This is a genomic window from Azotosporobacter soli, from assembly GCF_030542965.1.
Lineage (GTDB): Bacteria > Bacillota > Negativicutes > SG130 > SG130 > Azotosporobacter > Azotosporobacter soli.
In genome coordinates this window covers 1-24,588 of record NZ_JAUAOA010000013.1, presented here as the reverse complement: position 1 = coordinate 24,588, position 24,588 = coordinate 1, and the positions used below count along the sequence as shown (strand labels likewise).

At 53.3% G+C, this 24,588-nt stretch carries 24 protein-coding genes; 7 read left to right on the top strand and 17 right to left on the bottom strand.

Annotation, left to right across the window (positions count from 1 at the left end; genetic code table 11):
* Positions 1-42 precede the first annotated feature (42 nt).
* Both QTL79_RS11830 and QTL79_RS11825 read right to left on the bottom strand, forming a co-directional pair.
* A complete protein-coding gene (locus QTL79_RS11830; protein WP_346355173.1) occupies positions 43-1,188 on the bottom strand; it encodes a sensor histidine kinase in 1,146 nt (381 codons plus the stop codon).
* A gap of 144 nt (positions 1,189-1,332) precedes the next feature.
* Positions 1,333-2,472, bottom strand: a complete 1,140-nt coding sequence (locus tag QTL79_RS11825; protein WP_346355172.1) for a type III PLP-dependent enzyme — start codon at positions 2,470-2,472, stop codon at positions 1,333-1,335.
* 154 nt (positions 2,473-2,626) lie between these two features.
* Between QTL79_RS11825 and QTL79_RS11820 the strand changes: the two genes are divergently transcribed.
* From QTL79_RS11820 to QTL79_RS11810, 3 genes are all read left to right on the top strand, one after another.
* Positions 2,627-3,316: an ABC transporter ATP-binding protein gene (locus QTL79_RS11820; protein WP_346355171.1), complete on the top strand. Its 690-nt coding sequence runs from the start codon at positions 2,627-2,629 to the stop codon at positions 3,314-3,316.
* Positions 3,309-4,052: an ABC transporter permease gene (locus QTL79_RS11815; RefSeq protein WP_346355170.1), complete on the top strand. Its 744-nt coding sequence runs from the start codon at positions 3,309-3,311 to the stop codon at positions 4,050-4,052. The genes QTL79_RS11820 and QTL79_RS11815 overlap by 8 nt, the downstream gene beginning before the upstream one ends.
* A gap of 89 nt (positions 4,053-4,141) precedes the next feature.
* A complete protein-coding gene (locus QTL79_RS11810; RefSeq protein WP_346355169.1) occupies positions 4,142-5,626 on the top strand; it encodes a YjjI family glycine radical enzyme in 1,485 nt (494 codons plus the stop codon).
* Positions 5,627-5,682: 56 nt separating this feature from the next.
* On the opposite strand, the gene QTL79_RS11805 is transcribed toward QTL79_RS11810, so the two are convergent.
* The 10 genes from QTL79_RS11805 to QTL79_RS11760 form a co-directional block, all read right to left on the bottom strand.
* On the bottom strand, positions 5,683-5,928 hold the full coding sequence (locus QTL79_RS11805; RefSeq protein ID WP_346355168.1) for a DUF1871 family protein: 246 nt from the start codon (positions 5,926-5,928) through the stop codon (positions 5,683-5,685).
* A 1-nt stretch (position 5,929) separates the two neighbouring features.
* Complete coding sequence (locus QTL79_RS11800; protein ID WP_346355167.1) at positions 5,930-6,598, bottom strand: hypothetical protein; 669 nt, start codon at positions 6,596-6,598, stop codon at positions 5,930-5,932.
* 197 nt (positions 6,599-6,795) lie between these two features.
* Positions 6,796-6,921 (bottom strand): hypothetical protein, encoded by a 126-nt coding sequence (locus QTL79_RS11795; RefSeq protein WP_346355166.1) that lies wholly within the window; start codon positions 6,919-6,921, stop codon positions 6,796-6,798.
* A gap of 218 nt (positions 6,922-7,139) precedes the next feature.
* Positions 7,140-8,789 carry an alkaline phosphatase gene (locus QTL79_RS11790; RefSeq protein ID WP_346355165.1) on the bottom strand — a complete coding sequence of 550 codons (1,650 nt, stop codon included), beginning with the start codon at positions 8,787-8,789 and terminating at the stop codon, positions 7,140-7,142.
* Positions 8,790-9,256: 467 nt separating this feature from the next.
* Positions 9,257-9,571: a hypothetical protein gene (locus QTL79_RS11785; RefSeq protein WP_346355164.1), complete on the bottom strand. Its 315-nt coding sequence runs from the start codon at positions 9,569-9,571 to the stop codon at positions 9,257-9,259.
* A gap of 128 nt (positions 9,572-9,699) precedes the next feature.
* Positions 9,700-10,782 carry an ABC transporter ATP-binding protein gene (locus QTL79_RS11780; RefSeq protein WP_346355163.1) on the bottom strand — a complete coding sequence of 361 codons (1,083 nt, stop codon included), beginning with the start codon at positions 10,780-10,782 and terminating at the stop codon, positions 9,700-9,702.
* A 24-nt stretch (positions 10,783-10,806) separates the two neighbouring features.
* On the bottom strand, positions 10,807-12,483 hold the full coding sequence (locus tag QTL79_RS11775) for an ABC transporter permease (protein ID WP_346355162.1): 1,677 nt from the start codon (positions 12,481-12,483) through the stop codon (positions 10,807-10,809).
* A gap of 65 nt (positions 12,484-12,548) precedes the next feature.
* Positions 12,549-13,580, bottom strand: coding sequence for an ABC transporter substrate-binding protein (locus QTL79_RS11770; RefSeq protein ID WP_346355161.1), 1,032 nt, complete (start codon positions 13,578-13,580; stop codon positions 12,549-12,551).
* Positions 13,581-13,731: 151 nt separating this feature from the next.
* On the bottom strand, positions 13,732-14,385 hold the full coding sequence (locus QTL79_RS11765) for a response regulator transcription factor (protein ID WP_346355160.1): 654 nt from the start codon (positions 14,383-14,385) through the stop codon (positions 13,732-13,734).
* On the bottom strand, positions 14,382-15,419 hold the full coding sequence (locus QTL79_RS11760) for a sensor histidine kinase (protein ID WP_346355159.1): 1,038 nt from the start codon (positions 15,417-15,419) through the stop codon (positions 14,382-14,384). Before QTL79_RS11760 ends, QTL79_RS11765 begins: the two co-directional genes overlap by 4 nt.
* A gap of 179 nt (positions 15,420-15,598) precedes the next feature.
* On the opposite strand from QTL79_RS11760, the gene QTL79_RS11755 reads away from it, so the two are divergent.
* The gene (locus tag QTL79_RS11755; RefSeq protein WP_346355158.1) at positions 15,599-16,165 is read left to right on the top strand and encodes an HPP family protein; all 567 of its coding nucleotides are present in this window, start codon (positions 15,599-15,601) and stop codon (positions 16,163-16,165) included.
* 79 nt (positions 16,166-16,244) lie between these two features.
* On the opposite strand, the gene QTL79_RS11750 is transcribed toward QTL79_RS11755, so the two are convergent.
* A complete protein-coding gene (locus QTL79_RS11750; RefSeq protein WP_346355157.1) occupies positions 16,245-16,553 on the bottom strand; it encodes an ArsR/SmtB family transcription factor in 309 nt (102 codons plus the stop codon).
* 104 nt (positions 16,554-16,657) lie between these two features.
* Here QTL79_RS11750 and QTL79_RS11745 point away from each other — a divergent pair, with 104 nt between their 5' ends.
* The 3 genes from QTL79_RS11745 to QTL79_RS11735 all read left to right on the top strand — a co-directional run bounded on the left by QTL79_RS11745 (position 16,658) and on the right by QTL79_RS11735 (position 19,539).
* On the top strand, positions 16,658-17,227 hold the full coding sequence (locus QTL79_RS11745; protein WP_346355156.1) for a nitroreductase family protein: 570 nt from the start codon (positions 16,658-16,660) through the stop codon (positions 17,225-17,227).
* A gap of 6 nt (positions 17,228-17,233) precedes the next feature.
* The gene (locus tag QTL79_RS11740; RefSeq protein WP_346355155.1) at positions 17,234-18,073 is read left to right on the top strand and encodes a YjjW family glycine radical enzyme activase; all 840 of its coding nucleotides are present in this window, start codon (positions 17,234-17,236) and stop codon (positions 18,071-18,073) included.
* Between the two features lie 185 nt (positions 18,074-18,258).
* A complete protein-coding gene (locus QTL79_RS11735; RefSeq protein ID WP_346355154.1) occupies positions 18,259-19,539 on the top strand; it encodes a 4Fe-4S binding protein in 1,281 nt (426 codons plus the stop codon).
* Positions 19,540-19,595: 56 nt separating this feature from the next.
* On the opposite strand, the gene QTL79_RS11730 is transcribed toward QTL79_RS11735, so the two are convergent.
* From QTL79_RS11730 to QTL79_RS11715, 4 genes are all read right to left on the bottom strand, one after another.
* A complete protein-coding gene (locus QTL79_RS11730; protein ID WP_346355153.1) occupies positions 19,596-20,855 on the bottom strand; it encodes a glutamate carboxypeptidase in 1,260 nt (419 codons plus the stop codon).
* Positions 20,856-21,016: 161 nt separating this feature from the next.
* Positions 21,017-22,288, bottom strand: coding sequence for an aminotransferase class I/II-fold pyridoxal phosphate-dependent enzyme (locus QTL79_RS11725; protein ID WP_346355152.1), 1,272 nt, complete (start codon positions 22,286-22,288; stop codon positions 21,017-21,019).
* Positions 22,289-22,377: 89 nt separating this feature from the next.
* Positions 22,378-22,698, bottom strand: a complete 321-nt coding sequence (sugE, locus tag QTL79_RS11720; RefSeq protein ID WP_346355151.1) for a quaternary ammonium compound efflux SMR transporter SugE — start codon at positions 22,696-22,698, stop codon at positions 22,378-22,380.
* Between the two features lie 537 nt (positions 22,699-23,235).
* Positions 23,236-23,970, bottom strand: coding sequence for an MIP/aquaporin family protein (locus tag QTL79_RS11715; RefSeq protein WP_346355150.1), 735 nt, complete (start codon positions 23,968-23,970; stop codon positions 23,236-23,238).
* Positions 23,971-24,588: the final 618 nt, after the last annotated feature.

Genomic DNA, 24,588 nt, shown 5'->3' with positions numbered 1-24,588 from the left:
AAGAAAAGAGAGTGTTCCAAGACCTCTCTTGAAACATCTCCCCTATAATTTGAAGCTGACGCGCACCGCGATCCTCGTTCCCTGTCCAGGCGCGGACTTCAGCGTCAGTTCGCCCTTCAAGAGATTCACTCTTTCGCGCATCCCCATCAGACCAAAGCTTTCATTGCCGGAAGCCGCTTCCGCATCGAAGCCCCTGCCGTCGTCTTCCACTACCGCCTGGATGAAATCGCGATGGAATTCGACAAGCACGCGCACCTGCGTCGCCTTCGCATGCTTCTCGACATTGTTGAGCGCTTCCTGAATGATGCGAAAGAGGCCGATTTCGACATAGGCGTCGAGACGGCGTTCTTCGCCGATCACCTGCACCTCGCCGAACAAAGACTGGCGTTCTTTTATATTATCGACAATGCGCCGCACGGTCGGCACCAAACCCAAATCATCGAGCGTCATCGGGCGAAGATCGAAGATGATCTTGCGCGTTTCCTTCAGGCAACCGCGCACCTGCTCGCGCAATACGCCGAGTTCCCTTTTCGAACGTTCGACGTCGACGTCGATCAGGCGCTCGCAGACCTCGGCGCGAAAAACGATGTTCGCCATCGCCTGCGCCGGTCCGTCATGAATCTCACGCGACACGCGCCGCCGCTCTTCTTCCTGCGCCTTGATGATCTTCGCGCCGAATTGCTGCGTCTGCTGCATCGATTCGATCGTATTGACGACGCCGTCCATCTGATTGCCCAGATAGCCAAGCACCGCGCCGACCTGCGTGGTCAGGTCCTCCGCTTTCGCAACTGTGCCCTTAAGCGTTTTCAGGCGTATTTCCAAATCGTCGCGCTGACGGCGCAGATTCTGTTCCTGCTCGCGCGTCACGGCCAACTCCACTTGAAAATTCTTCGCTTCGTCGTACGCTTTTTTTATATCTTCTTCCGCATAGACGCGAAAGTTCCGGCTCACTTCCATCAGCTTAAGACGGGCGCGCCGTTCGCGTTTTTCAACCTCGTCCACTACGAAAATCACGTCAGCCGCTTCCTGTTTCACCCGTTCCAAGTCTTTTTTGACATGCTCCGCCTCGACGCGCGCCGCTTCGTAAATATCGTAGATCCGTTCCTTGCTCTTTTCTACGGCGGCCATCGTGTCCTTGACGATCTTATCGAGCATCTTTATATCCAACGTCTTTTCCGTCTCATCCATTGCCTATGCCACCCTGTTTCCGTCATTTAACAACCCGAGTCATACAAGGATTCGCTGCGCTCAAGCAATCTCCCTGCAAATTTGCCGCTTTCAAACAAGAAATTTTAAAAGAATGCGCGATCGGCCAGCGATCGCGCACTCTTTTTATAGACTGTCTTTAATCTCTTCCCAGGCCAAAATCTGCGTCTTGGCAAAACCGTTGAACGTCGTCGCCGACGCCGAGGTATAAGCGCCGCAGTTCGGCACATAGATCAGATCGTCCATTGCCAGTTTCGGCAGCATCCGATCCTTAAAGAGCACGTCCAGCGAATCGCAGCTCGGTCCGGCGATCGTCGCCGGATAGAGTTCTGCGTCGTCTTTAAACGTAACCAGTTCAAAATCCCAATGGTCGAAAATCACGCCGGAAAAACTGCCGTACAAACCGTCGTCAAGGAAATACCATTCCTGTCCGTTGCGAATCTGGCAACCGATCACGCTCGTAATCAGGTTTTGCGCCGTACCGCAGATGAAGCGGCCCGGTTCAGCCCACAGCTCGGTATCCGGGAACAGCTCGTCAAGCGCCGCACGCAACGTCGCAGCAATGCCGTCAACATCAACCTCATGCTCCAGCGTCGGAATCGGAAAACCGCCGCCGATGTCGAGCGTGCGCAGCGGCATGCCGAGCGCCGCCGCCTGATCAAAAATTTCGCGACAGGCCTTCAGCGCCGTCAGGTAGGCGTCCGGCGTCGTCGACTGACTGCCGACATGAAAGCAAAGTCCCGCCACATCGAGTCCGGCGGCCTTGGCTTTTGTCAGTAGATCAATCGCTTCATCCGGCCGTGCGCCGAATTTGAGGTTCAGATCGACCAGCGCATCGGGATTCACGACGCGTACGCGCAGCAGAACGCTGCCGCCCGGCGCCTCCTTGGCCATCTTGTCGATCTCGCTTTCACTATCAAAGGTAAATCTATTCACACCGGTCCGCCGAGCAGCCGCCAATCCCTGCTTTGTTTTCACAGGATTGGCGTATACGATACGCTCAGGGGCCACGCCCATCTGGGCCAGGGCCATAATTTCGCCGTCGGAGGCTACATCAAAGCAACCGCCGAGCCGCTCTAGGGTCCGGATGATTCTTTCGTCTGGATTGGATTTCATTGCGTAATACAAATTCACGCGCGGCAACCGTTCCTTGAGGAAACGATAATTGGCCTCAATTTGTGCCAGCGATAACACCAGGACTGGCGTGCCGTAGCGCTCCGCAACTTTTCTTACTTCAGTCTCCGTTAATCGAAATTGTCCGTTCATATCCCTCTCCCATCTTCTTATAAAGACTTTTATACCGATATGATTTTACCATACCGTGACCAAAGTGCAATAAAATCTTTTCACCGCACGCGCCTAGCGTGATATCATAGAGGATATCTTTCCGCGAATCGTTTATTTTAAGGAGGTGTCCGTTTTGGATTTATTGGCCTGCAGCCATGTCACGCTGCAACGAAATACGCAAACGATTCTGTCCGACATCACATTCGGCCTGCCGAATGAAAAACGTCTGGCGGTGATGGGCCCATCCGGTTCCGGCAAATCGACGCTCTTGCGCCTGCTTAACCTGATGCTCTCGCCGTCCTCCGGCAATGTCCTCTTTCAGGGCAAAGAAGTGGAGGCGTATCCGCCTTCCTTGCTGCGCCGCTTAGTCGGCTACGTGCCGCAAAAACCTTTTCTCTTCGGCAAGACAGCCGCCGAAGATCTCGCCTATCCACTCCAGCTTTGGAAGGACAAGGCGAAAGACGGCGAGCTGGAAAGCATGCTCGACGCGTTGGCCTTGCCTGCTTCGCTGCTGGAGAAGACGCCAGCGGAACTGTCCGGCGGCGAACAGCAGCGCATCGCTTTGATCCGTTCGCTGCTGGCGCGCCCCAAAGTCTTGCTGCTCGACGAACCGACCTCCGCTTTAGATGAAGAAAACAGCTTGCGTGTCGAAGCGCTGCTCACAGCCAAAGCAGAAGCGGAAGGACTGGCCTGGCTTTGGGTCACACACCAGGCCGAGCAGGCCCGCCGAATCGGGCAGGGGCTCTTGTATCTGAAAGCCGGCCGTTTGATGCGGCTCGGCAAAGTGGACGATGTTTTGGCGGAGGTGACGGTACATGAATGATCTGACACTGGCAATGACCTTTATTCTGGTTCTGATCGCGATGGCGATCTCCTATAAAGAACAGTTGGGTCTGGAAAAGGATCTGATCCTCGGCAGTATCCGCGCCGTGATCCAATTGTTTTTGATCGGCGCGGTACTGAAATTTGTCTTTCAAGTCGACAATCTCTGGTTCACCTCGCTGATTCTCGTCTCGATGGTCCTTAACGCGGCCTGGGTCGCAGCGAAGCGCGGCGCAGGCATCCCGAACGCACTCGCCATCGCTTTCGTTTCGATCGCCAGCGGTCTTGCGATTACGCTGACCTGTCTGCTCTCGGTCGGCGCGCTGCATTACCAGCCGAGCGAAGTCATTCCGGTCAGCGGCATGGTCGTCGGCAATTCGATGGTCGCCACCGGTCTGCTCTTTAAAACGCTGCTGCAGTCTTTCGCGGCGCAGCGCGGCGAAATCGAAGCCAAACTCTGCCTCGGCGCGGGCACGCGCGAAGCGAGTCGCGCGATCGTGCGCAGCAGCATCCGCACCGCCCTCGTCCCGACCGTCGACGGCATGAAGACGCTGGGCCTTGTGCAGCTGCCCGGCATGATGACCGGCCTGATCTTAGCAGGCGCTGATCCGCAGCTTGCCATCCGCTATCAAATCATGGTCGCTTTCATGCTGGCCGGCGCGGTATCGCTTTCTTCCTTCATCGCCAGCTATTGGGCCTGCCGCGGCTTTTTCAATCGCTATATGCAACTCATCTAATATTTATTAAACAAAAATGATTCTTCTTAATTTTTCCGCGTTGTTATTGTATAATGAAAGCAGATCGATCGCAGAGCGAGGTGACATACATGGACAACATTCTTAATTTAATTCAGAGCAACCGCTTGGAATATCATGAAAAACGCAACCAGTTGGCCTACGCCGCCGAATGTTCGCTGCCGTATCCGGCGATCAGCGCTACGGCCAGCAAGCTTTTAGCCGACGGCGTCCTGTGCGACATTTTTGAAGGCCACGCCCCTTACCGGCCGCGCTACATTCTGCCGGATTACGCCCGTTATCTGAAGCAGGGCAGCGAATATCTCGCAATCCAACCGCCAACCGACCTCTATGAGGCGGTCAACGCGCTCTTGATTCTCTACCGCTACGTCCCGTCGATCACCAGTTATCCGGTTTACCTCGGGCAGGTCGACGAACTGCTTGAACCTTTTGCTGCCAGTGTCTCGACTAATGAGCTGGATAAACTGCTGCGCCTTTTTCTGGTGCAGATTGACCGCACCTTGCCCGACGCGTTTGTGCATATGAACATCGGGCCGCGCGATACGCTGATCGGCCGGACACTGCTGCGTCTGGAAAAAGAATTAAAACAGGCGGTTCCTAACCTCTCGCTGAAATACAGCAGCGAAACGCCCGACGAATTCGCCCTCCTGGCGCTCGATACCGCATTGACGGTCGGCAAACCTTATTTCGTCAATCACGAGGCCTTAAGTAAAGAGGTCGATCCCGACTATGGCGTCGCCAGTTGCTACAATACGCTCTTAATCGGCGGCGGCAGCCACACGCTGGTTCGCCTCAACCTGAAAAATCTGGCCGCCAGCGCCGCCAGCCTCGAAGATTTCCTCGCCGACAAACTGCCGCTCGCAGTGCGCGCGTTGGCTGAAGTCATCAACGCGAAAGCGGACTTTCTCGTCGAACAGAGCCGCTTCTTCGAAACGTCCTTCCTGGCCCGCGAAGGCCTGGTCCGTCTTGACCGCTTCACCTCGATGGCCGGCATCTTCGGTCTTTATGAATGCGTAGCGCAGCTAAGCGACGGACAGCGGCTCGGCAGCGACGACCGCGCGCTGGAACTGGCAGAGACGATTCTCAGCGCGACGCGTCGCTTACTTAAAGAACAACCGGCCTCCTATTGCGCCGGCAGCGGCGACGCGCTCGCCTTTCATGCCCAGTCCGGCATCGACAGCGATCAGGACGTCACCGCAGGCGTGCGCATTAGAATCGGCGAAGAGCCGGATCTGATCGAACAACTGCGCACCGCCGCCAGACTGCAGCCCTTCTTCGACGCCGGAGCCAGCGACATTTATCTCTTCGACCAAACTGCGCAGGCGAATCTCTCCGGTCTGCTGCCGCTGGTAAAAGGCGCACTGCGCGAAGGCGTCCGTATCATGGCGCTGAACCGGCAGGACGGAGAACTGGTGCGCATCACCGGTTATCTGGTAAAACGCTGCGACATCGAAAAATATTTCCAAGGCCAGCCGCTGCGTGAAGACACCGTAAAACTCGGCGCGGAAAGCGTGGCGAATAATCGGATTTTAGAGCGCAGGGTACGCAAGTTATAAAAAAATACAAGCCGGAAGCACTGTTGCTTTCGGCTTGTATTTTTTTGCACGAGAACCTATTTCTTTAACAATTTTTCCGCAATCTCAAAACACTCTTGATAACTTCTTTTAAAAACATCAGCACCGAAGCAATAGATAAATATTTTCTGAATGCCGTCCGCTACTTCCTCGATACGATTTGTATCGCTTAGCACCACCATTACTGATGCAATTTCTAACTTATATTCATCAGGAGGGGCATGGCTCAGTAAATTTATAGGATCCCATTCATTAATGATTTCCGTTACTTCTTCTATATTCAAATCAAGAGCCCCCTTCGCCTACTAGCCTAAACAAGTTTATTCTTCTTGTCAGCAGCCATCCCGAATCACTCAATTTTTTGCATTCATATGAACCCTCAATCTCTCTTATTTTCAAGTTTTTTGCCGCTTTTGCCGAAAAATACGCTATATCGCCTAGCATATTTCCCCCAATGGCTAATTTTTCCGGCCTCTCAACAAGACCTTCTATTTCTGTTGCTCCAATTCCATAATACGGCTTAATGCTTTCCACCATATCCGTAAAGATGCTGCACAGTTCGACTACAATTTCAGTCTGTATTGCAGCATTCGCTGCATCCAACACCTCATATCTGTCGACAGAAAAAGAAACCTCTTTCCATTCGCTCTGATTTTCAATAACTGAAACTCTGGCGCTCATACTGTTTGCAAAACGATTGCTATGCAATATGATTGTTGGTGAAAATCCTTTGCCATACGTTTCGATAACTTGTTCTATTTCCTTTTTTTCGATATTTTTAAAAGTTCGCGAATTGCCGAACATCCATATCGGTCCATCAAGCCAATATGTGTATTCGCCTTTTTCAGAGCAATCAATTGTCCACGCTCTTTCTCTCAAACAATTCACGATTTTAATCAAAGCTTCTTCACTTGATAAGTCAGAAAGAAATGCTAAATTTATTTTGGCGCCCACTTTTTCACCTGCCTAATTAATAAACCTTCTTTGTACATCTTTTGATGCCTTACAATAATAGATTTTTTATTTTCAAGACAAATATCATTTTAGCAATATATCTTTCTGAAAGATATTCTAAATCGGTCGCTTCAAGCGCAGAGCATTATAAGCGTTGCATAACGGACAATACATATGCCTCTCAACATCCACTTCGCTCAGCTTCTAACATCTTTAACCATCAATTTACTTTTTCCGCACTCCGGACAGCTGATGTTTTTTGTCGGTTCTACGGCTAGCTGCCGAGCAGCCTCAAGCCACTTTTCACGTTGCTCAAAACTCATCGCTTCTCCTCCGGTTATTCTTAGGCGAGAAATAGGGCTTGCTATAAGCGCAGGTCGAGTGCCAACGGCGTAGCGTTAGCAAGGCCTATTTCTCGCCGTTTTCAGCGAAACAACCTCTCTCATTATATCCCAATTGGCCCTTTAATGGTTTGCTAAATAAAAAGTCGGAACCGCGGTATTAGCACCTCGGTTCCGACTTTTTTACTCTTCTATTTAAATTAAAACCCAGCCTTACGCAACAGTTCAATCGCTTGACGCGGCAAATACACCTTATCCGTTTTCGGCGCATATACGGTGATGCCTGTCATTTCGAGTTTCTGTCCGTTGAATTGGATGATGTTCTTGCTGAGCGGCAGACGGGCGTTTTTGCCGTCCTTGGTTGCTACCAGCACCAGGTTATTTTGATCTTGACGATCCAGGCTGGTCGTCGCGCCGATTTCCTTAAACAGTGCGCCGGCCTCGGCAAAGAGCTTGGCATCGGCCTGATCCAGGTCAAAACCTAAGCTTTCCGCACTGTGGTAGGCGATGCGGGTATTCTCCACCAACCCGGCCGGTTTATTCGGCCCGTAGGCGTAGAGCAAAACATCTTCGCCGGTATGACCGGTGGTCGTCCAGCCGATAATCGAACGCTGGCTGATGATTGGGCCAAGTACAGCAATCAACGTTCCCGGCTTCGCGGCCTGGATCGCCGCAATTTCTTTGTCCGTCAAATCATCGACGCCATAATAGCGGCCGACGATTTCTTGCACCCTCTCTGCCGAGCGGTCTTCACCGAGCATCCGTTCCACGCCTTCCCCTGTCAAACTTGCTTTGCGCAACGGATCGACCAACTGGCCGTACGGCGTCGTAGAATACGTCTTATCGCTTGTTTTGCTGCCGATCGCCATGCCGCCATTGCTATGATCGGCAAAGCAAAGCACCAGCGTATTGGCGTCGCGTTTGGCAAAATCAAGCGCTACCTTGATCGCTTCGGCATACGCCTTCGAATCGCTGATCACGCCGATGGGGTCATTGGAATGGGATGCCCAGTCCACCTTGCTCGCTTCGACGAAAAGGAAGAAGCCTTTGGGATTTTTGCTCAGCACTTCAATCGCCTTGCCTGTCATTTCGGCCAGGCTGGGCTGTTCGGGATGCAGCGCCGCGCGATCCATGTCATAGTCGAGCGCATCCGGCGCAAAGAGTCCCCACAATTTGTCGCCATGGTACTGCTTCATCGCCGTGCGCGACTCGACAAAACCATAACCTTTGCCGCGCAGGACTTCGATCAGGTTTTCGCCGTCCTGTCTTGTGCCGCCCTGCTCTTTCGGCAGCAGATATTTCTTGCCGCCCGACAGAACTACGTCAATATTCAAATAGACCTGCTGTTCGCCGATTTCCTCATAATTGTTGCGATCCGGCCAATGCGCCGAATAACCGGCCGGGCTGGCATGCTGAATGTTGGACGTCGCGACTAAGCCCACGGCCTTGCCCTGCAGCTTCGCGCCTTCCAATACGCTGGCGACCGGCTTGTACTGCAAGTCTTTGGCAACCGGCTGCAAGCCCGGTATCGTCGTTTCCGGCGGCAATACACTGATGAATTTGTCATCGGTCTTATGCCCGGTGGCAAAGGCGCTGGCCGCCGGAGCCGAATCGGTGATGATCGAATTGGCGCAATAGGTTCGCATCGCGCCGACGATGTAAGGATCCTGCGGCAGCAAACCGCCGCCTAAATACCAGCGCGTCAAGGTGGTGTGCGTCGTACCGGTTCCGTCGCTCATCAAAACGATGACGTTCTTTGCCTGTTCCGCCCATGCAGCGCTTGGCATGGCCAAGGCAAGACAAGTTCCCAGCAGCACGCTGGCCAAACTGCGTTGAAGTCTTCTCTTCATCTTTTCCGTCCTCTTTCCCCGCCTCATAAGGCAGATCAAAATTTTTCCGCCCACCGCTCTCTACGGCAGCCTGTCCTTCACCTAAAAAGACTTCTTCTTTCAACGAAAAAAGCCTGCCATTCATTGGATTTTTTTCCAACAATGAAAGAAGAACGGTATCCCGACTTCACATCTTTGCTCACTTGGCAAATTTAACTTGATAATGCCTGCGTTCTTTTGCCCTTCTTAGCCCTATGCTACGCTCACTATTTTAAAAAGACGGACGGGCTTCCGGCCAAGCATGCTCGCAGTTGCCTGCGCCCATCGCCATGCCCAGCATACGCGTCGTCCATGGCGCAATGCTGGTTGGAAACGTCCTGTTTCCAATGCCAATGGGCTTGTCCCCCGCTCCCTGCTCGGCGTCTTCGCCCTAAAGTCTTTTTAAAACAGTGACCGCAGCGGCCTGTTGGGGCGCACGTAAGAGACGTTTACTTTGTTTCCGCCATTTCATCCATTAATTTTAAAAGTTCAGTTACCCTAATACTAATCCTAGTCTGAGAAAAATCATCACAAAATTCCTCCGATACAATGTCAATGATTCTGACTTCCTCAACACTTTGCTTTTGTATTAGATATTGATTTCCTTCGTATTCTCCACATCTAAAATTTTGCCATTCAAGAAACCGATATATTGTTGAAAAAGTTTCTTTGTTTAACTCTGTTTTTAAAAAATTTTCTAATAGTCGATATGAAATTTCATTATTTTTTCTGATAAAGTCATCTTTGTCAAATAACTTATTCAAACTGCATCAATTCCTCACGTAAAATTTTATTAGAAAACAGCCTACCAATGTTCTCCACTTTTTCCGTCTCTGCCTACTACATAATACAGCCGCTTCTCTGCAACGTACAGAGAAACGGCTGTATTCGCTTAACGCTTTACGATATGCATGCTGCCTTGTTCGACGCTGAGGAAGACGTCGTCGCCCGCGGCAAAGACGGTTTTGCCGATCGGATTGTAATCCATCAGCATCAGTTCCTGTCCTTCCACGTCGATCTTATAATCCTGGTACGCGCCCATGAAAACCGAACTGGAAACACGCGCCGCGACTTGGCCGCTGCTTCCGATGTGCAGCGCTTCGGGCCGAAGAATGACTTTGATCTCGTCGCCGACGCTGAGCGGCAATTCGCTGGCCACTTCGAAGAGATGGCCGACGCAGCGAACCGTCACCGCTTTCGGCGCGACGGCCATGACTTCGGCGGGCAGAACATTGGCGACGCCGATGAAATCGGCGACGAACTGGGTCGCCGGCGTGTTGTAAATTTCATAGGGCGTGCCGATCTGCTCGACCACGCCTTTGTTCATTACGATGACGCGATCCGACATGCTCATCGCTTCCGCCTGGTCATGCGTCACATAAATGCTGGTGATGCCGATCTTTTGCTGAATCTTGCGGATTTCGCTGCGCATATAGACGCGCAGTTTGGCGTCGAGATTGGAAAGCGGTTCGTCAAAGAGCAATACCGACGGTTCCATCACGAGCGCCCGCGCCAATGCGATCCGTTGCTGCTGCCCGCCGGAGAGCTGGTTCGGCGCGCGTTCTTCGAGTCCGCTCAGGCCGACCAGCGCAAGAATGGCTTCCACCTTTTCGCGGATCACGGCCGCACTCAGTTTCTTGATTTTCAGACCGTACGCAATGTTCTCAAAGACATTGAGATGCGGAAACAGCGCGTAGCTTTGAAAAACCATCGCGGTGTCACGCTTGTCCGGCGTCTGATTGTTGACCCTTTCCTGGCCGATATAGATATCGCCGCTGCTCGGATTTTCAAAACCGGCGATCATGCGCAGGATCGTCGTCTTGCCGCAGCCGGACGGGCCGAGGAGCGTCATGAATTCGCCGTGCTTGATTTCGAGCGACACGTTGTCGACCGCACGCACCTGCTTGCCGCTGTGGCCGCTATATATTTTTTCCAGATTCTTTACCGTTACGCTTTTAAAGTTGGCGTCTTGCATCCTACCGTCCTCCGCTTCCTTATATTAACCTTGCATGTTCACCTTAATGCCCATCCGGTTGAGCAGCAGTTTCAAAATTCCGGTCACCGCCAAGACAATCACGATCAGCACCGTCGAATACGCGGCCGCGACGCCCAGCCGACCGACGTCGACCTGCGACATAATCGAAACGGTCAGCAGACTATAACTGGCCGAAACGAGGAAGATGACCGCGCTGACCGCCGTCATGCTGCGCACGAAGCTGTAGACCAGTCCGCTGAAGAACGCGTCCTTGATCAGCGGAATCGTCACCGAGCTAAACACCTTGAACGAGTTCGCGCCGAGATCCTGCGCCGCTTCTTCGATCGCCGGGTCGATCTGCTGCAGCGATGCTACGCCCGCGCGGATGCCGACCGGCATGTTGCGGAAGAGGAACGACAAAATAATGATCGTCGCCGTACCGGTCAAAACTAAAGGTTCCTGATTGTAAGCCAGAACGTAGCCCATGCCGACGACCGTGCCGGGGATTGCCATCGAGAGCATCGAGGTGAATTCGATCATGCTGCGCCCCATGAAGCGTTTGCGCACGATCAAAAAGGCGATTACCATGCCCATGATGCCGGTAATCGGCATCGAGAGCAGCGACAGGTATGTCGTATCGAGAATCGGTTTGAGGCCGAGCGACAGCACATAGCTGTAATGTTTCAGCGTCGGCGTGAAGTCGATGCCCCACAAGTTGACGAACGAGCCGTAAGGAATCAGCACATAGAGCAGTAAAATAAAGAGGCTGATCGCAAAGCAGGGCAGCCCGACGACCCAGCGGATCACCGGATCGTCAACCAGTTCGCGTTCACGCGACGGTTTTCCGGTAACGGTGACGTAAGAGCGGCCGCCGACCCAATATTTTTGCACGACGAACATGATGACCGAAATCAGCATCAGCACCGTCGCCAAAGCAGTGCCGCCCTTGATGTCGTAGTTGCCCATCGCCTGCAGGTAAACTTTGGCCGCCAGCACCGTGTAATTGCCGCCGATAACCATTGCGTTGCCGAAGTCGGCGACGGTCTGGATAAAGACGAGCAAAAAGCTGTTCGCAATGCCCGGCGTGACGAGCGGCAGAACGACGGTCTTGAAGATATGCCAACGCGATGCGCCCATGTTGCGGGCCGCCTCTTCGTACGACGGATCGATCTGCTTTAAGAGTCCGGCCAGCACCAGATACGCGGTGGGAAAAAACGCCAGGATTTGCACCGCCGCCAGTCCGGCAAAACCGTAGATGTTGGCGTCTTTGATGCCGAGCAGCGAATAGGTGATGAAACCGCGCTGACCAAAGAGCATGATGAACGCCATCGACAGCGCGAACGGCGGCGACACGATCGGCAAGATCGCCAGGATGCTGAACACTCTTTTAAAACGGATTTTCAAAAATGCGTCGGCATACGCGAAGAGAAAACCGATCGCGGTTGAAATGACGCCGACCACCACGCCCAGCGTCAGCGTATTGCCGAGTACGCGCATGTTTTCCTTTTGTTGAAACACTTCCTGGTAATATTTCAGCGTGAACGCGCCGTCCTTGCCGACAAACCCTTCCACCAGCACTTCATAAATCGGCCAGATGATAAAGATGATTAACGATATAATGACGGTGACAATGGTGGCCAACAGAATCGGATCACGCACAATTTTTTTCATTTCGTCTATCTGACGGTCAACAATACTCATAAACCACCTCTAAACTTTCCGGCGGGGCAATCGTCGATTGTCCCGCCGCCGTTTTGCCGCACGATTTATTTAATGGCATTGCTCCATTTTTCCACCAGTGCGCTTTTGTTTTTACCCGCCCAATCCAGATCGTATTTGATCAGCTTGGTCGCTTTCAATTCGTCAGCCTGTTTCGGCGCCAATGCGTCCGGATTTGTCAGGAACTGATAGGAGCCGACCGTTTGCCCGAGTTCCTGCCCTTTCTTAGACAGTACCCAATCGACGAATTTCTGTGCGGCTTCCTGATCCGGGCCGCCTTTGATCACTGCGACCGAACCGATCTCATAGCCTGTGCCGTCGCTCGGCGCAGTCAGGACAATATCCTTCATGCCTTCTTCGCGGTATTTGATGCCGTCATGTAAAAACGAGATGCCTACCATCGCTTCGCCCTGTCCTGCCATTCGTCCCGGCGCAGTGCCGGATTTCGGATAGGTCTTGACCTGCGCGTTAAGTTTTTTCATGTAATCGAGGCCTTTTTCTTCGCCCATCAGCTGCACGATTGTCGCCAGCATCGTATACGCGGTTCCCGAAGAACCCGGATTCGCCAAAACGATCTGTCCTTTGAATTCCGGTTTCAGCAAATCATCCCAGCTCGCCGGTGCAGCGACATTCTTTTCCGCCAGCAGTTTCTGGTTGGAGACAAAACCGAGATAGCCGACGTAAATGCCGGTCCAGTAGCCGTCCGCATCTTTAAACTGCGCGGGAACCTTGACCGCGTTAGGCGACGCATACTTTTCCAGCAGACCGTCTTCCTTCGCCTGGACAAACGCATCCGCCGGGCCGCCAAACCAGACCGAGGCCTTCGGCGCTCCTTTTTCCGCCTTGATCCGGCCCATGATTTCGCCGGAGCTCATACGCACCGCTTCCACCTTGATGCCGGTTTCCTTTTCAAATTCCTGCACCGCTTTTACCATATGATCTTCCATCAGGCCGCAGTACAGCGTCAGTTTCTGCCCTTTCGCCTCCGGCTTCGCACTTTGCCCGCCACAGCCTGCCAGCAGCGTGGACAGCATCAGCACCGTCAACAGCAGCGCCAGTAATCGGCTTCTCTTTTGCATAATACCAATCCCTCCTCCGAAAATAGCAGCCTACGCCGCTCTCATTTTAAATTATCGCACAGTTTCGAATCCTCAACTATCGGGAAGTTTTTTTACCATTGTCAGGATTATGCGCAAAAAGCATGTAAGAAAACTTCTTACATGCTTTTGCTTACAACATATGATGTTTTACCGCATAGCGGATCATTTCGCTCTTATGCGAGAAATGCAGCTTTTCCATGATCCTCGCCTTATACGTTTCCACCGTTTTGACGCTGAGCGTCAGTTTTTCGGCCACTTCGCTGCAGGAAAAACCGCCAGCCAAAAGTTTCAGCACCTCGCGCTCACGCATGCTCAGCGCCTGATACGGATCCTGTCCGTCATCCGGCGGCGCGCCGTCGGTCAGGAGCAGGCCCAACAACGCCTGTGTGTCCCGCTGGCTTAAATAGATGCGGCCTTCCTGCACCGCCTGAATCGCCTTGAACAATTCGGTATCGACCGAACTTTTTTGAATAAAGGCCATCGCACCGGCTTTCATCACCGCGCGAATATAATTTTCATCTTCATACATCGTCAGAACGATCACCTTAGTCTCAAGACCCAGCGCTTTAATTTCCTGCAGACATTGCATGCCGTCCATCTTTGGCATCGCCAGATCAAGCACCGCTACCTGCGCCTGCGTCTCCTGGATCACGCGCAGCGCCTCGCGCCCGTCGGAGGCTTCGCCGACCACCGCGATTCCCGGCTTCGCTTCGAGCAGCATCCTGAGACCCGCACGCAGCAGGCAATGATCATCCGCCAGTACAACCCGTATCGCTTCCGTCACGTTGCCGATTCCTCCTTCCAATTCGGTACGATCACGCGCAGCAGCGTTCCCGCCTCCGGCGCCGATTCGATCTGAAAACTGCCGCCCAGCAATTTTGTTCGTTCCATCATCCCAAACAAGCCGAGCCGGTTTTCCTGCACCGCTCGTTCCTGCAGCATCGGCGCAAAACCTTTGCCGTCATCGGCAATCGTCAGCAGCACATGATTCGCATGAATCTGCAGCCGGATCTCAACGCTGCGCGCCGCCGCATGCTTTAAAATATTCGTCAGCGCCTCCTGCACGATTCGATACAGCGCCAGCGCAATATGTCCTGTAATCGGATCCTGTCCACCCTGAACGCGAAAGTCGACCGCCAGGCCGTGCAATTCACGAAAACGGCTCAGGTGACGATTCATCGCCGCTGCCAGTCCCAAATCGTCAATCGCGGGCGGACGTAAATCGACCGCCAGATCACGTATGCCGTGCAGCGTGTCCATCGCCAAATCGCGCGCACTGCTGACAATGTTGCGCTGTTGTTCTTCCTGCAGGCTTTCCGCCAGGACGCGCATCGTAACCAAGAGCGTCGTCAGCGCCTGTCCGGTTTCATCGTGCAATTCGCGCGATATCCGGCGTCGCTCCTCTTCCTGAATTTGAATCAGTTGCTTTAAGAGCGTGTTCTTCACTTCTTCCTTGTTCGCAACTGCGGCAAGCAAGCGCTGCCGCTCCGCTTCCGCCTCTTGCAGAGCATGCGTGGCGCGCTGCAAACTCTCGCGTAGCGCTTCGCTTTCCGTATGCGCGTTCTGTCCCTGCACGCGGAACTGCCGCGCCAGCGCATGAAACGGCTTGGCAATCCAGACCGCAAGGCGATCCGCCAGCAGCCAAAGCGCCGTTCCCGCGAGCAGCATCTGCCCGAATAGACGCTGCGACTCCAGCGCATCAAGCGCCCGAAGTGCCTCCCAAGCGGCAATCAAGCCCAAAACAAGCGTCGCGGTCGAAAGCAGCGCCGCCGACAGCATCAGCTGTCCGTACAGACTTTTTTCTCTAAACCACTTCATCTCTTCGCCTCATCGGTTTATCGATTTTTTCTCATTGTAGCGCAGCGGTTCCCTAACACGCCTGCTCTCCGCCTCATCCGGCGAAGAGTTTGGCGTGTGATCTAAATCACATTTCACAAAGCGGCGCAGTATTATACTTTCATAATACGCTTCGCTGCAGCGAAGCAGAAAACAGGTGTATGAATATGACAACGCGCAAGAATCGTTATCGTCGGCTTAATCTGAAACGCATCATCACCTCGTCGCTCGGCGCGACGCTCGGCATCGCCAGCATCGCCTATCTTTCGCTCGCCGCAGGCATGCCTGCTTTAATGCCGCCTCTAGGCGCAACCTGCTTTATCGCCTTCGTCATCCCCGACAGCGCCTTTGCCCGGCCGAAGAGCATCATCGGCGGGCATCTTTTTTCCAGCGCCGTCGGCCTGTTCTTCCTGCATTTGCTCGGGCCAAGTCCGCTTTCCTTCGCACTGGCGACCGGATGCGCGATCGCAGCAATGCAGCTTTTGCGCATCCAACACCCGCCTGCCGCCGCGGATCCGCTTCTAATCTTGCTGCAACCCCCGCTCTCTTTCGATTTTCTACTGATGCCGGTGCTCAGCGGCAGCATCGTTCTGGCCCTGCTCGCCAAACTGTTCCATACGCTAATCGCGCCGCATCGCTACTACCGGATCGGCCTCTTTCATATCGCTAACAGCTGCGTCAAAAGCCAACTTTTCTTGCGCCGACTTACGAAGCAGTCGCGTATTTAAGCCTTAAGCGCAATGACCTTGCCTTGCTTTACTTTAAAAGCCGTCTTTTTTGTAAGACGGCTTTTTGCGCAGACGAAGCCTATTGCGTTTCGCACGTCTGCGCCGCCGCCAGCACCGATTCCAACAGACCGGGAAAGCGTTCTTCCATATCGGCGCGGCGCAGTTGAATGACATGCTGCGTCCCTTCGCGTCCGACCTGGATCAAGCCGGCTTCGCGCAACACGCGAAAGTGATGCGACATCGTCGATTTACTGACGCCGGAAATGAAATCGCTGCAGCTGCAGCGCACCCGTCCGGTCAATTTCGTTACAATCCCGAGGCGCGTCGGATCGCTAAGCGCATAGAGCACCGCAGTCAATTGCAATTCTTCTGTCTTAGGATGATGCATAATTTTCATGCTTGAATTATAACAAACAGGGTAGTATAATGCAAACATCGATAGTTCGATTACAATCAAACTATTTACATTGAACAACAGAAGGGATGATTATTATGGAATTGAAAGAAGCCTTGTATCAGCGTCGCTCTGTCCGTCAGTATACGCAGGAAGTCGTCAGCCGGGAAACAATCGAGGAGTTGCTGGATGCTGCAGTTCAGGCGCCGAGCGCGACAAATTCGCAGCCTTGGGCCTTCGCCGTGCTGCGGGGCGCCGAAGCGCTCGAAAAACATTCGACAGCGGCACGCGCTTTTCTCTTGCCGCATATCAGCGATGATCATCCATTGAGCAAATATAAAGCCGCGCTGGCCAATCCCAAGTTCAATATTTTTTACGGCACAGGCACGCTGGTGCTCATTTTCGCCAAGCCGAACAACATTCACGGCTTTGGCGACTGCTGTCTGGCCGCGCAAAATCTGATGCTCGCCGCGCATGAAAAAGGCCTCGGCAGTTGCTGGATCGGTTTTGCCAGCTATTATCTGAACCAGCCGGAGCAAAAAGCCGCATTCGGCATTCCTGCCGATTATGAGCTGGTTGCGCCGATCATTCTCGGCTATCCTGCATTGCCAAGCGCTGCGATCGCGAAAAAGCCGGCCGAAATCATCGCCTGGAAAGAGTTGGACTAGTTACGCATGAACATCTGCGTGAACCGCATCCTGCCCTGCTCGTTCATTGACGGACCTGGCAGCCGGATGGCTATTTTTCTCCAAGGCTGCAATATGGCCTGCCTCTACTGCCACAACCCGGAGACGCAGCAAAACTGCTGCCACTGCGCCTTGTGCCTGCCGGTCTGCCCGGCAGCGGCGCTGACGCAACAAGAGGGACGAATCGTACACGATCCGGAAAAATGCCTTGGCTGCGACGCATGTTTGGCGGCCTGTCCTCACTTTTCCACACCTAAGGCGCACATACTTTCTCTTGCGACTTTGCTCGAACGCATCAAACGAGCCGCACCGTTCTTATCGGGCATTACCGTCTCGGGCGGCGAATGCACGCTGCAGACAAGCGCACTCGTGCAGCTTTTTACAGAGCTGCATCGTCAAACCAACCTGACTGCCTTTGTCGATACGAACGGTTTGCTGCCGCCGGACGATCTTAGCACGCTCCTGGCAGTAAGCGACGGATTTTGTTTCGATCTCAAAGCCTTCGACGCTGCGCTGCACCAAAAACTGACCGGCGTCGGCAATCAGCTGATCAAAGAAAACTTACGCCGTACGGCGCAGGCGGGCAAACTCTATGAAGTGCGCACGGTACTAATCGAAGGCTATACGGATTCAGCGGAAGAAATCGACGCAATCGGCGCTTGGCTGGCCGGCCTGCCCGGATCTTTCCACTGGAAACTGATTCCGTTTCGTCCGCAGGGCGTGCGCAGCGAACTAAAGAATTTAGCCCCGTTCTCAAACGAACGCTATCAGGAACTGCTCAGCGTAGCGCGAAACCACTTGGGTACGCGCATAACAACAAGTCTTTAAGACTCCTAGATGCTCCAAGCATTGTCGTATCGACAACGCTTGGAGCTTTCTTTTTCTCACCATCTTGTTCGGCGCGATTCTTCGACTACAAATCAGCCCAGTATCTTCTACTGCGCGATAACAGGATTTCTGCTGCGCCTTAGCGAAATGGTAGTATCATCCATTTCTATCAAGGAGGGCACGTTATGGCACATCTCACTTCCCGCTCGGGCTATCACGACTTGGTGACGCGCATTAACAAAATGCCGGAAGGCGCGCCGCCGGACGACCTGCTTTATCAAATCCTGCGCACGCTTTTTTCCGAACAGGATGCCGCCATGCTCGCCCAACTGCCGATGCGTCCGTTCAGCGCCGCACGCGCGGCTAAAATCTGGCGCATTTCAAGCGCCGAAGCCCGCACGCGCCTCGAACGCTTCGCCGATCGCGGACTGATGCTCGATATGCCAGACCCCAAAGACGGACAGATTTTTCTTCTGCCGCCGCCCATGGCCGGTTTTTTTGAGTTTTCTTTGATGCGCATCCGACCGGAACTCGACCAGGGAGCCTTGGCGGAGTTATTCTATCAGTATCTTAATGTGGAAGACGATTTCGTGAAGGCGATGTTCGCTGAAGAGACGCATCTCGGACGCGCCTTCGTGCAGGAACCCGCTTTGCCTGCCGAACTGTCGCTGCACGTGCTCGATTATGAACGGGCCAGTCAGGTCATCGAAAACGCCAGCCATATCGCAATCGGCCTCTGCTATTGCCGGCATAAGATGGAGCATGTCGGTCAGGCCTGCGACGCGCCGCAGGACATCTGCATGAGCTTCAACAATGCGGCCGCCTCTTTGATCAAACACAAGATCGCGCGCGCGGTCGATAAGAGCGAATGCCATGAATTGCTGCATCAGGCTTATGAAGCGAATCTGGTTCAATTCGGCGAAAACGTGCGTGAAAGCGTGAATTTCATCTGCAACTGCTGCGGTTGCTGCTGTGAAGCATTGCTCGGCGCGCGCCGCTTCGCCTTTCTGCACCCGGTGCACACATCGAATTTCATCCCGCACATCCTAAATGAGCGTTGCAGTGGCTGCGGTAAATGCGTTGACATCTGTCCGGTCGAAGCGCTCAGCCTCGTCTCCGCCAACCGAGCCTCCATGCCGCGGGCGCGTTGGGCCAAGCTGCAGGAAGAACTCTGCCTTGGCTGCGGCGTATGTACGCGCGCTTGTCCAAGCAACGCGCTGCACTTAACCGCCCGTGCCAAACGAGTCATCACGCCGCTCAACTCGGCGCACCGCATCGTCAAGATGGCGGTCGAGCGCGGCACACTGCAGAACCTGATCTTCGACAATCACGCATTAACCAGCCACCGCGTAATGTCCGCCATTCTTGGCGCGTTGCTGCGTCTGCCGCCGATCAAACGCACGCTAGCCAGCGACCAGATCCAGTCGCGCTATTTTGAAGCGTTGATCCGTAAACTTGGCGTATAAGCCGAAAAGAGTCCGCCTTGCCGCTGCGCGCGGTAGAGCGGACTCTTTTCTTTTGCTTACAGCTTGCCGCTGCCGATGTCCATGATGGTCCGCGTCAATAAATAGAGGCGCGGCGCGATCGATCCGACTTCGATATATTCTTCCGGCGTATGGTCATTGCCGCCGACGATCCCCATGCCATCAACGGCGATCGAACCGACGATCGCGGCATAATTCGCATCGGAACCGCCGCCGGAGCCTTCGACTTTCAATGCCAGGCCTAATTCATCGGCATAGATCGCCTGCAGGTGCGCGGCCAGTTTATCGGTCCGCTCATTCTTGGCAAACGGCGGCCGGCCTTTGAACAAATCCACTTTCACTTCCGTATCCGCAATGCGCTTTTGGCGGATCAATTGGTTGGCGTCCTTGAGTATCCGGTCGAATTCTTCCGGATACAGCACCCGGACGTCAGCCTGTGCCCATGCATAGTCCGGTATCACATTGACCGGCGTTTTGGTTTTCTCCAACAGCGTCCAGTTCACCGTAGTCATTTTCCCAGCATCGTTCAAATTACTGAGTTGCAAAATCTGATTCGCCAGTTCCACGGTGGCGTTGCGCCCTTTTTCCGGTTCGATTCCGGCATGCGCATTGCGCCCCTTGACTTCGAGCGTCAGTCGACCGATTCCCTTGCGCCAGTTCATGATTGCATCACCGGGAATGCCCGGTTCCACCGAGAGCGTGTACTGATGCTCTTTAGCTGCCGCCATGATCGCGTCGCGTGACATGAGCGAACTCTTCTCTTCATCCGGATTGATCAAAAAGGTGATCTTCTCATAATCAGTGTAGTTCATCTCTTTCAAGAGCGCGAGCGAGTGCAGCGCCAACGTCAGGCCGCCCTTCTCATCGGACACGCCGGGGCCATAAGCCCTTCCGTTTTCCTGCTTGAACGGACGTTTTGCCGCGGTTCCCTCCGCATATACCGTGTCGGCATGCGCAAGAAGCAATATGCTCCCTTTACCGTTGCCGCGCAGCGTCGCCTTGATAATCCGCCCGGCCTGCGGTTTCTCGACTTGCGTCGTTTCCACTTCCGCGCCTAATTGCTGCAAACGTTCGATTAACAAACCCTGGAACTGGTTCAAGCCCGGCTCATAACCGCTGCCGCTGTCAATATTGACAAACTGTTCCAAGTCCTGCAGCACGGCATCCTGTTGCGCGACGCAGCGTTGCTGCAAATCGCTCTGCGGCGTTGCCGCCTGAGCCGGCGTGGCCGCAAGCAAAAATACGACCGCTAAAACCCCAAGCCAACGTTTCCATTTTGTACGCTTTTGCTTTGCCATTGACATCTCTCCTTTTGCACAATCCTCTACTTCTTTTATCTTCTTTGACAAAGATCGGTAAAGACCTGCTCGATTTCAAATAGTTTTCGGTCATTTCCATAAATAGCGTTTAATTTTTAAAAAGAAGAGGCTGTCTCAAATTATTGAGACAGCCTCTTCGCTTAAAACTCGTATTTTTCTTTCAGCATCCTCATCGCTTTCAGCAGGCCTTGGATCTGTTCCTCCGTATGATGGCTGTTCAGCATAATGCGGATCAGCGCCTGATCCGGCTTAACCGCCGGATAACGGAACATCGGCACGGAAAAGCCCATTTCACAAAACTCCTGCCAGATGCGCGCCGCTTTCTCATCTTTGCCGATAAAGACCGACGTAATGTAGCTCGGCGTTTCATTGAGTTGGCAGCCCATCTCGGCCAATGCGTTGCGCAAATCAAGCGCGCGGCGCAGATATTCATCCATGATCGCCGGATTCTGATCCAGTTTCCGCATCACATAGTGAATCGTGCTGGCGGTCGGCGGTTGAATCGCCGCAGTAAAGAGCGACGTTCCCGACAAAACTTCAAAGCCGTGGATGAATTTATCCGGGCCGGAAATAGCGCCGCCTTCCATGCCAATCGCTTTGGAAAAGGAAACCATGATGAACGTAGCGCGTTTCATTTCGGCATATTCTTTAGCAAACGGACGATGTTCCGGTCCATAAATCATGAAGCCGTTAGCGTCATCGACATAGCTGAGCGCTTCGTGCGCCTCGCAAACATCGAGCAGCTTGCCCATCGGCGCAATGCTGCCGTCAGCCGAATAGACGCTTTCAAAGATAACAACGATTTTGCTTGCCTTGCCTTCTAAGCGGTGCAGCACCTTGTCCAGATCCTTCGGATCATTGTGCCGGAAGACAAAGACCTGCTTGCCGAACTTCAGATGCGAGACCGCTTTCCAAAGGCTCCAATGGCTGTCGCGATCCAGAACGAAGATCGTGTCCCGGTTGTCGATGTTGCAGGTCGGGCTGAAGTTGAACTGGCTGCTCATCGCGTTGACGAAACCGATGTTTGCCAGCAGACCGCTGGCAAAGGACAGCGAACGTTCCTTGCCGGTGATCCGGCACAGTTCCTGTTCCATGCCCATGTGCGCCTGACTGACGCCCTGCGTAACGCGCGAGCCGCCAGTCACCAAACCATATTGATCGGCCGCCTGGTGAAAATGCGCCATGACGTCCGCTTCCTGGTGCGTATTTAAAATATTGATGCTGGCAAAGTTGACCATTGTTTGCTCACCATACTGGATGGTCGGACCAACCGGGCTTTGCGTAGTTAATAAATCAAAAAAGAAGCCTTCTTCAACGGCAGCATCAACAAAGGGTTGAAACCCCCAACGCGCCCTTACCTCTTCCCTTGTGTGCGTCGCAACAGATTCTGCGCTCTTTTGGCGATTCGGCATTTAACATATCCCTCTCAATTTCCATATTCCATGCCGCCTGATTATACGCCCGCAATCTTTGGAAATTCTTTAGATTCAGGCATTATTTTCTATTCCGGTGATAATATTTTAAGCCCGATAATTCCGGCGACAATGAGTCCGAGGCAAGCGATACGTCCCGCCTCCCGTGGTTCGCCAAGCAGAATCATGCCCATTATTGCAGTACCGGCTGCGCCGACTCCTGTCCAAACTGCATACGCCGTGCCGATCGGCAGTTCCTTCACAGCAGCTGATAGAAAGTACATGCTCGCGCCCATCGCCGCCAGCGTAAATGCGCTTGGCCCCAAACGGCTAAAGCCTTCCGTATATTTCAAACCGATCGCCCATGCTACCTCAAACACGCCTGCAATCAACAGCCAAATCCATGCCATCTTTTTCGCTTCCTTTCTTCCCGGTGAAAAGTCCTACTCCGTTATATCAGACATCGCCGATGCTGGCAATCTTTTTCTCTGCCAACCGTAACCAAAAATAAGCGAAGCTGTTGAAGATTTATTTTGAAACACATAAGTCGCTGCACGCCTCAGAGTGTGGACAATTGAAAATTTAAATGCGATAACACGAAGAAGCGAAGCGGGCCGATCGCATCGGCCTGGCGGAAAGAAAAGAAGAAGAATAAAAAATTCTTCCAACCTTCCTTTCTTCGACTCTTCGTGTAAAAATACCCCGCTTGCTTTCGTTTTGTCGACAGTCGCAAATCGCTGCACGGCTTAGCATTTAAAACAGTTAAACACGCAACGATTTCCGTGTCGCCTATGCCGCCGGTGCCTCAAATCGTTCTTTTTCAACCGTAACGTCCGGCATAGAAAAAAGCCGCCGCAAATGCGACGACTTTTTTCCTGGATTGGACTTTGACAAACTTGTTTATCATGATCTGCCAGGGTGCTGGCCCGGCAAGAATCAAGCGTTACTTAAATGATGCCGATTGCACGGCAGAGTACGAAAGCAATCACGCCGCCCGCCATCGGTCCGGCAACCGGAACCCAGGAATAGGCCCAGTCCGAGCTGCCTTTGCCGGCGATCGGCAGGATCGCATGCGCGATGCGCGGCCCTAAATCACGCGCCGGATTCAATGCATATCCGGTTGGTCCGCCAAACGACAGACCGACTGCCCATACGGCCATGCCGACCATGTAATTGCCGAAACCGCTTGCAAATCCGTTTGTACCACTGACGAACTTGCTGCCGAACGAAAGCAGGCAGACGAAGAGGATCGTCGAAGCCAGGCATTCGCAAATGAAGTTGGCCGTATAGTTGCGTACCGCAGGGCCAGTAGAAAACACGCCAAGTTTGAGCCCCTTGTCTTCGGTAATGGACCAGTGCGGCAGATAGATCAGCCAGACAAGCAGCGCGCCTGCCGCGCCGCCAAGCGTCTGCGCTGCCATCAGGCCAAGAGCAAGGCCGGGCGTATACGCCCCCATCAACATTTTAAAGAGCGTGACTGCCGGGTTCAAATCCGCCGAATTGCCGGCAGCCAGACCGACCGTCACCCCCATCAGGATCGCCATCGCCCAACCGGTGTAGATGACAATACAGCCGCTGCCGTTGCCTTTTGAATCTTTCAGTAGCACGTTTGCTACCACGCCGCAACCAAATGCAATAAAAATCATCATGCCAAAAAACTCACCAAATACATTAGACACCATCGTTACCTCCTTTTTTCTTTTGCGCTCCGCTCGTTCGCGACGCCCTCCGCGCTTCGCTTGCTTTTTATTATTGCAAGTTCCGTGCCAACTTTTTCCCACAGCAAATTTTTTTATCGTTTCCTGTTTTTTCGCGCTCTGCGGCCATCTTTTTTTCAACTTAGCGCCGCAAACGCATCGCCGCCACCGCCGACCGGTCGGGAATTTTTCCCCGCGGCCGGGAATTTTTCTCGGTCTTATTTTTCCGCAGACAAAAAAGAGCGAGCGACGCGCGTCGCTCGCTCCCTTCAGAACGTAGACGATTTTAAAATAGAATGGGTACGAATATAACACGAAGAAGCGAAGCGGGCCGATGCTATCGGCCCGGCAAAAAGTATGGCAGAATAATAAAATCTTCCCACCTTCCCTTCTTCGACTCTTCGTGTTAAAAAAATCCCGCTTGCTTTCGTTTTCTCGACAATCTCAAGGAAGCGAGCGGCATGCGCCGCTCGCTCCAGACCGTCGACAAAATGCACTTTACGCAAAGCGTAAGGTGCATTTTTCAATTTCAGTTATCCAATTTTCACTGCAAAAACGCAGTTTTTCGAAAAAACGTTGAAAAACAGGCGGTAATATACCCCT

What these genes read in the sequence shown, in the direction of transcription:
- QTL79_RS11810 (WP_346355169.1), top strand. Translation starts at nt 4,142, where the DNA reads ATGGACAACATTCTTAATTTAATTCAGAGCAACCGCTTGGAATATCAT.
- QTL79_RS11755 (WP_346355158.1), top strand. Translation starts at nt 15,599, where the DNA reads ATGAATATGACAACGCGCAAGAATCGTTATCGTCGGCTTAATCTGAAA.
- QTL79_RS11770 (WP_346355161.1), bottom strand. Translation starts at nt 13,580, where the DNA reads ATGCAAAAGAGAAGCCGATTACTGGCGCTGCTGTTGACGGTGCTGATG.
- QTL79_RS11825 (WP_346355172.1), bottom strand. Translation starts at nt 2,472, where the DNA reads ATGAACGGACAATTTCGATTAACGGAGACTGAAGTAAGAAAAGTTGCG.
- QTL79_RS11815 (WP_346355170.1), top strand. Translation starts at nt 3,309, where the DNA reads ATGAATGATCTGACACTGGCAATGACCTTTATTCTGGTTCTGATCGCG.
- QTL79_RS11760 (WP_346355159.1), bottom strand. Translation starts at nt 15,419, where the DNA reads ATGAAGTGGTTTAGAGAAAAAAGTCTGTACGGACAGCTGATGCTGTCG.
- QTL79_RS11715 (WP_346355150.1), bottom strand. Translation starts at nt 23,970, where the DNA reads ATGGTGTCTAATGTATTTGGTGAGTTTTTTGGCATGATGATTTTTATT.
- QTL79_RS11725 (WP_346355152.1), bottom strand. Translation starts at nt 22,288, where the DNA reads ATGCCGAATCGCCAAAAGAGCGCAGAATCTGTTGCGACGCACACAAGG.
- QTL79_RS11735 (WP_346355154.1), top strand. Translation starts at nt 18,259, where the DNA reads ATGGCACATCTCACTTCCCGCTCGGGCTATCACGACTTGGTGACGCGC.
- QTL79_RS11780 (WP_346355163.1), bottom strand. Translation starts at nt 10,782, where the DNA reads ATGCAAGACGCCAACTTTAAAAGCGTAACGGTAAAGAATCTGGAAAAA.
- QTL79_RS11745 (WP_346355156.1), top strand. Translation starts at nt 16,658, where the DNA reads ATGGAATTGAAAGAAGCCTTGTATCAGCGTCGCTCTGTCCGTCAGTAT.
- QTL79_RS11775 (WP_346355162.1), bottom strand. Translation starts at nt 12,483, where the DNA reads ATGAGTATTGTTGACCGTCAGATAGACGAAATGAAAAAAATTGTGCGT.
- QTL79_RS11795 (WP_346355166.1), bottom strand. Translation starts at nt 6,921, where the DNA reads ATGAGTTTTGAGCAACGTGAAAAGTGGCTTGAGGCTGCTCGGCAGCTA.
- QTL79_RS11750 (WP_346355157.1), bottom strand. Translation starts at nt 16,553, where the DNA reads ATGCATCATCCTAAGACAGAAGAATTGCAATTGACTGCGGTGCTCTAT.
- QTL79_RS11830 (WP_346355173.1), bottom strand. Translation starts at nt 1,188, where the DNA reads ATGGATGAGACGGAAAAGACGTTGGATATAAAGATGCTCGATAAGATC.
- QTL79_RS11790 (WP_346355165.1), bottom strand. Translation starts at nt 8,789, where the DNA reads ATGAAGAGAAGACTTCAACGCAGTTTGGCCAGCGTGCTGCTGGGAACT.
- QTL79_RS11740 (WP_346355155.1), top strand. Translation starts at nt 17,234, where the DNA reads ATGAACATCTGCGTGAACCGCATCCTGCCCTGCTCGTTCATTGACGGA.
- sugE (WP_346355151.1), bottom strand. Translation starts at nt 22,698, where the DNA reads ATGGCATGGATTTGGCTGTTGATTGCAGGCGTGTTTGAGGTAGCATGG.
- QTL79_RS11730 (WP_346355153.1), bottom strand. Translation starts at nt 20,855, where the DNA reads ATGGCAAAGCAAAAGCGTACAAAATGGAAACGTTGGCTTGGGGTTTTA.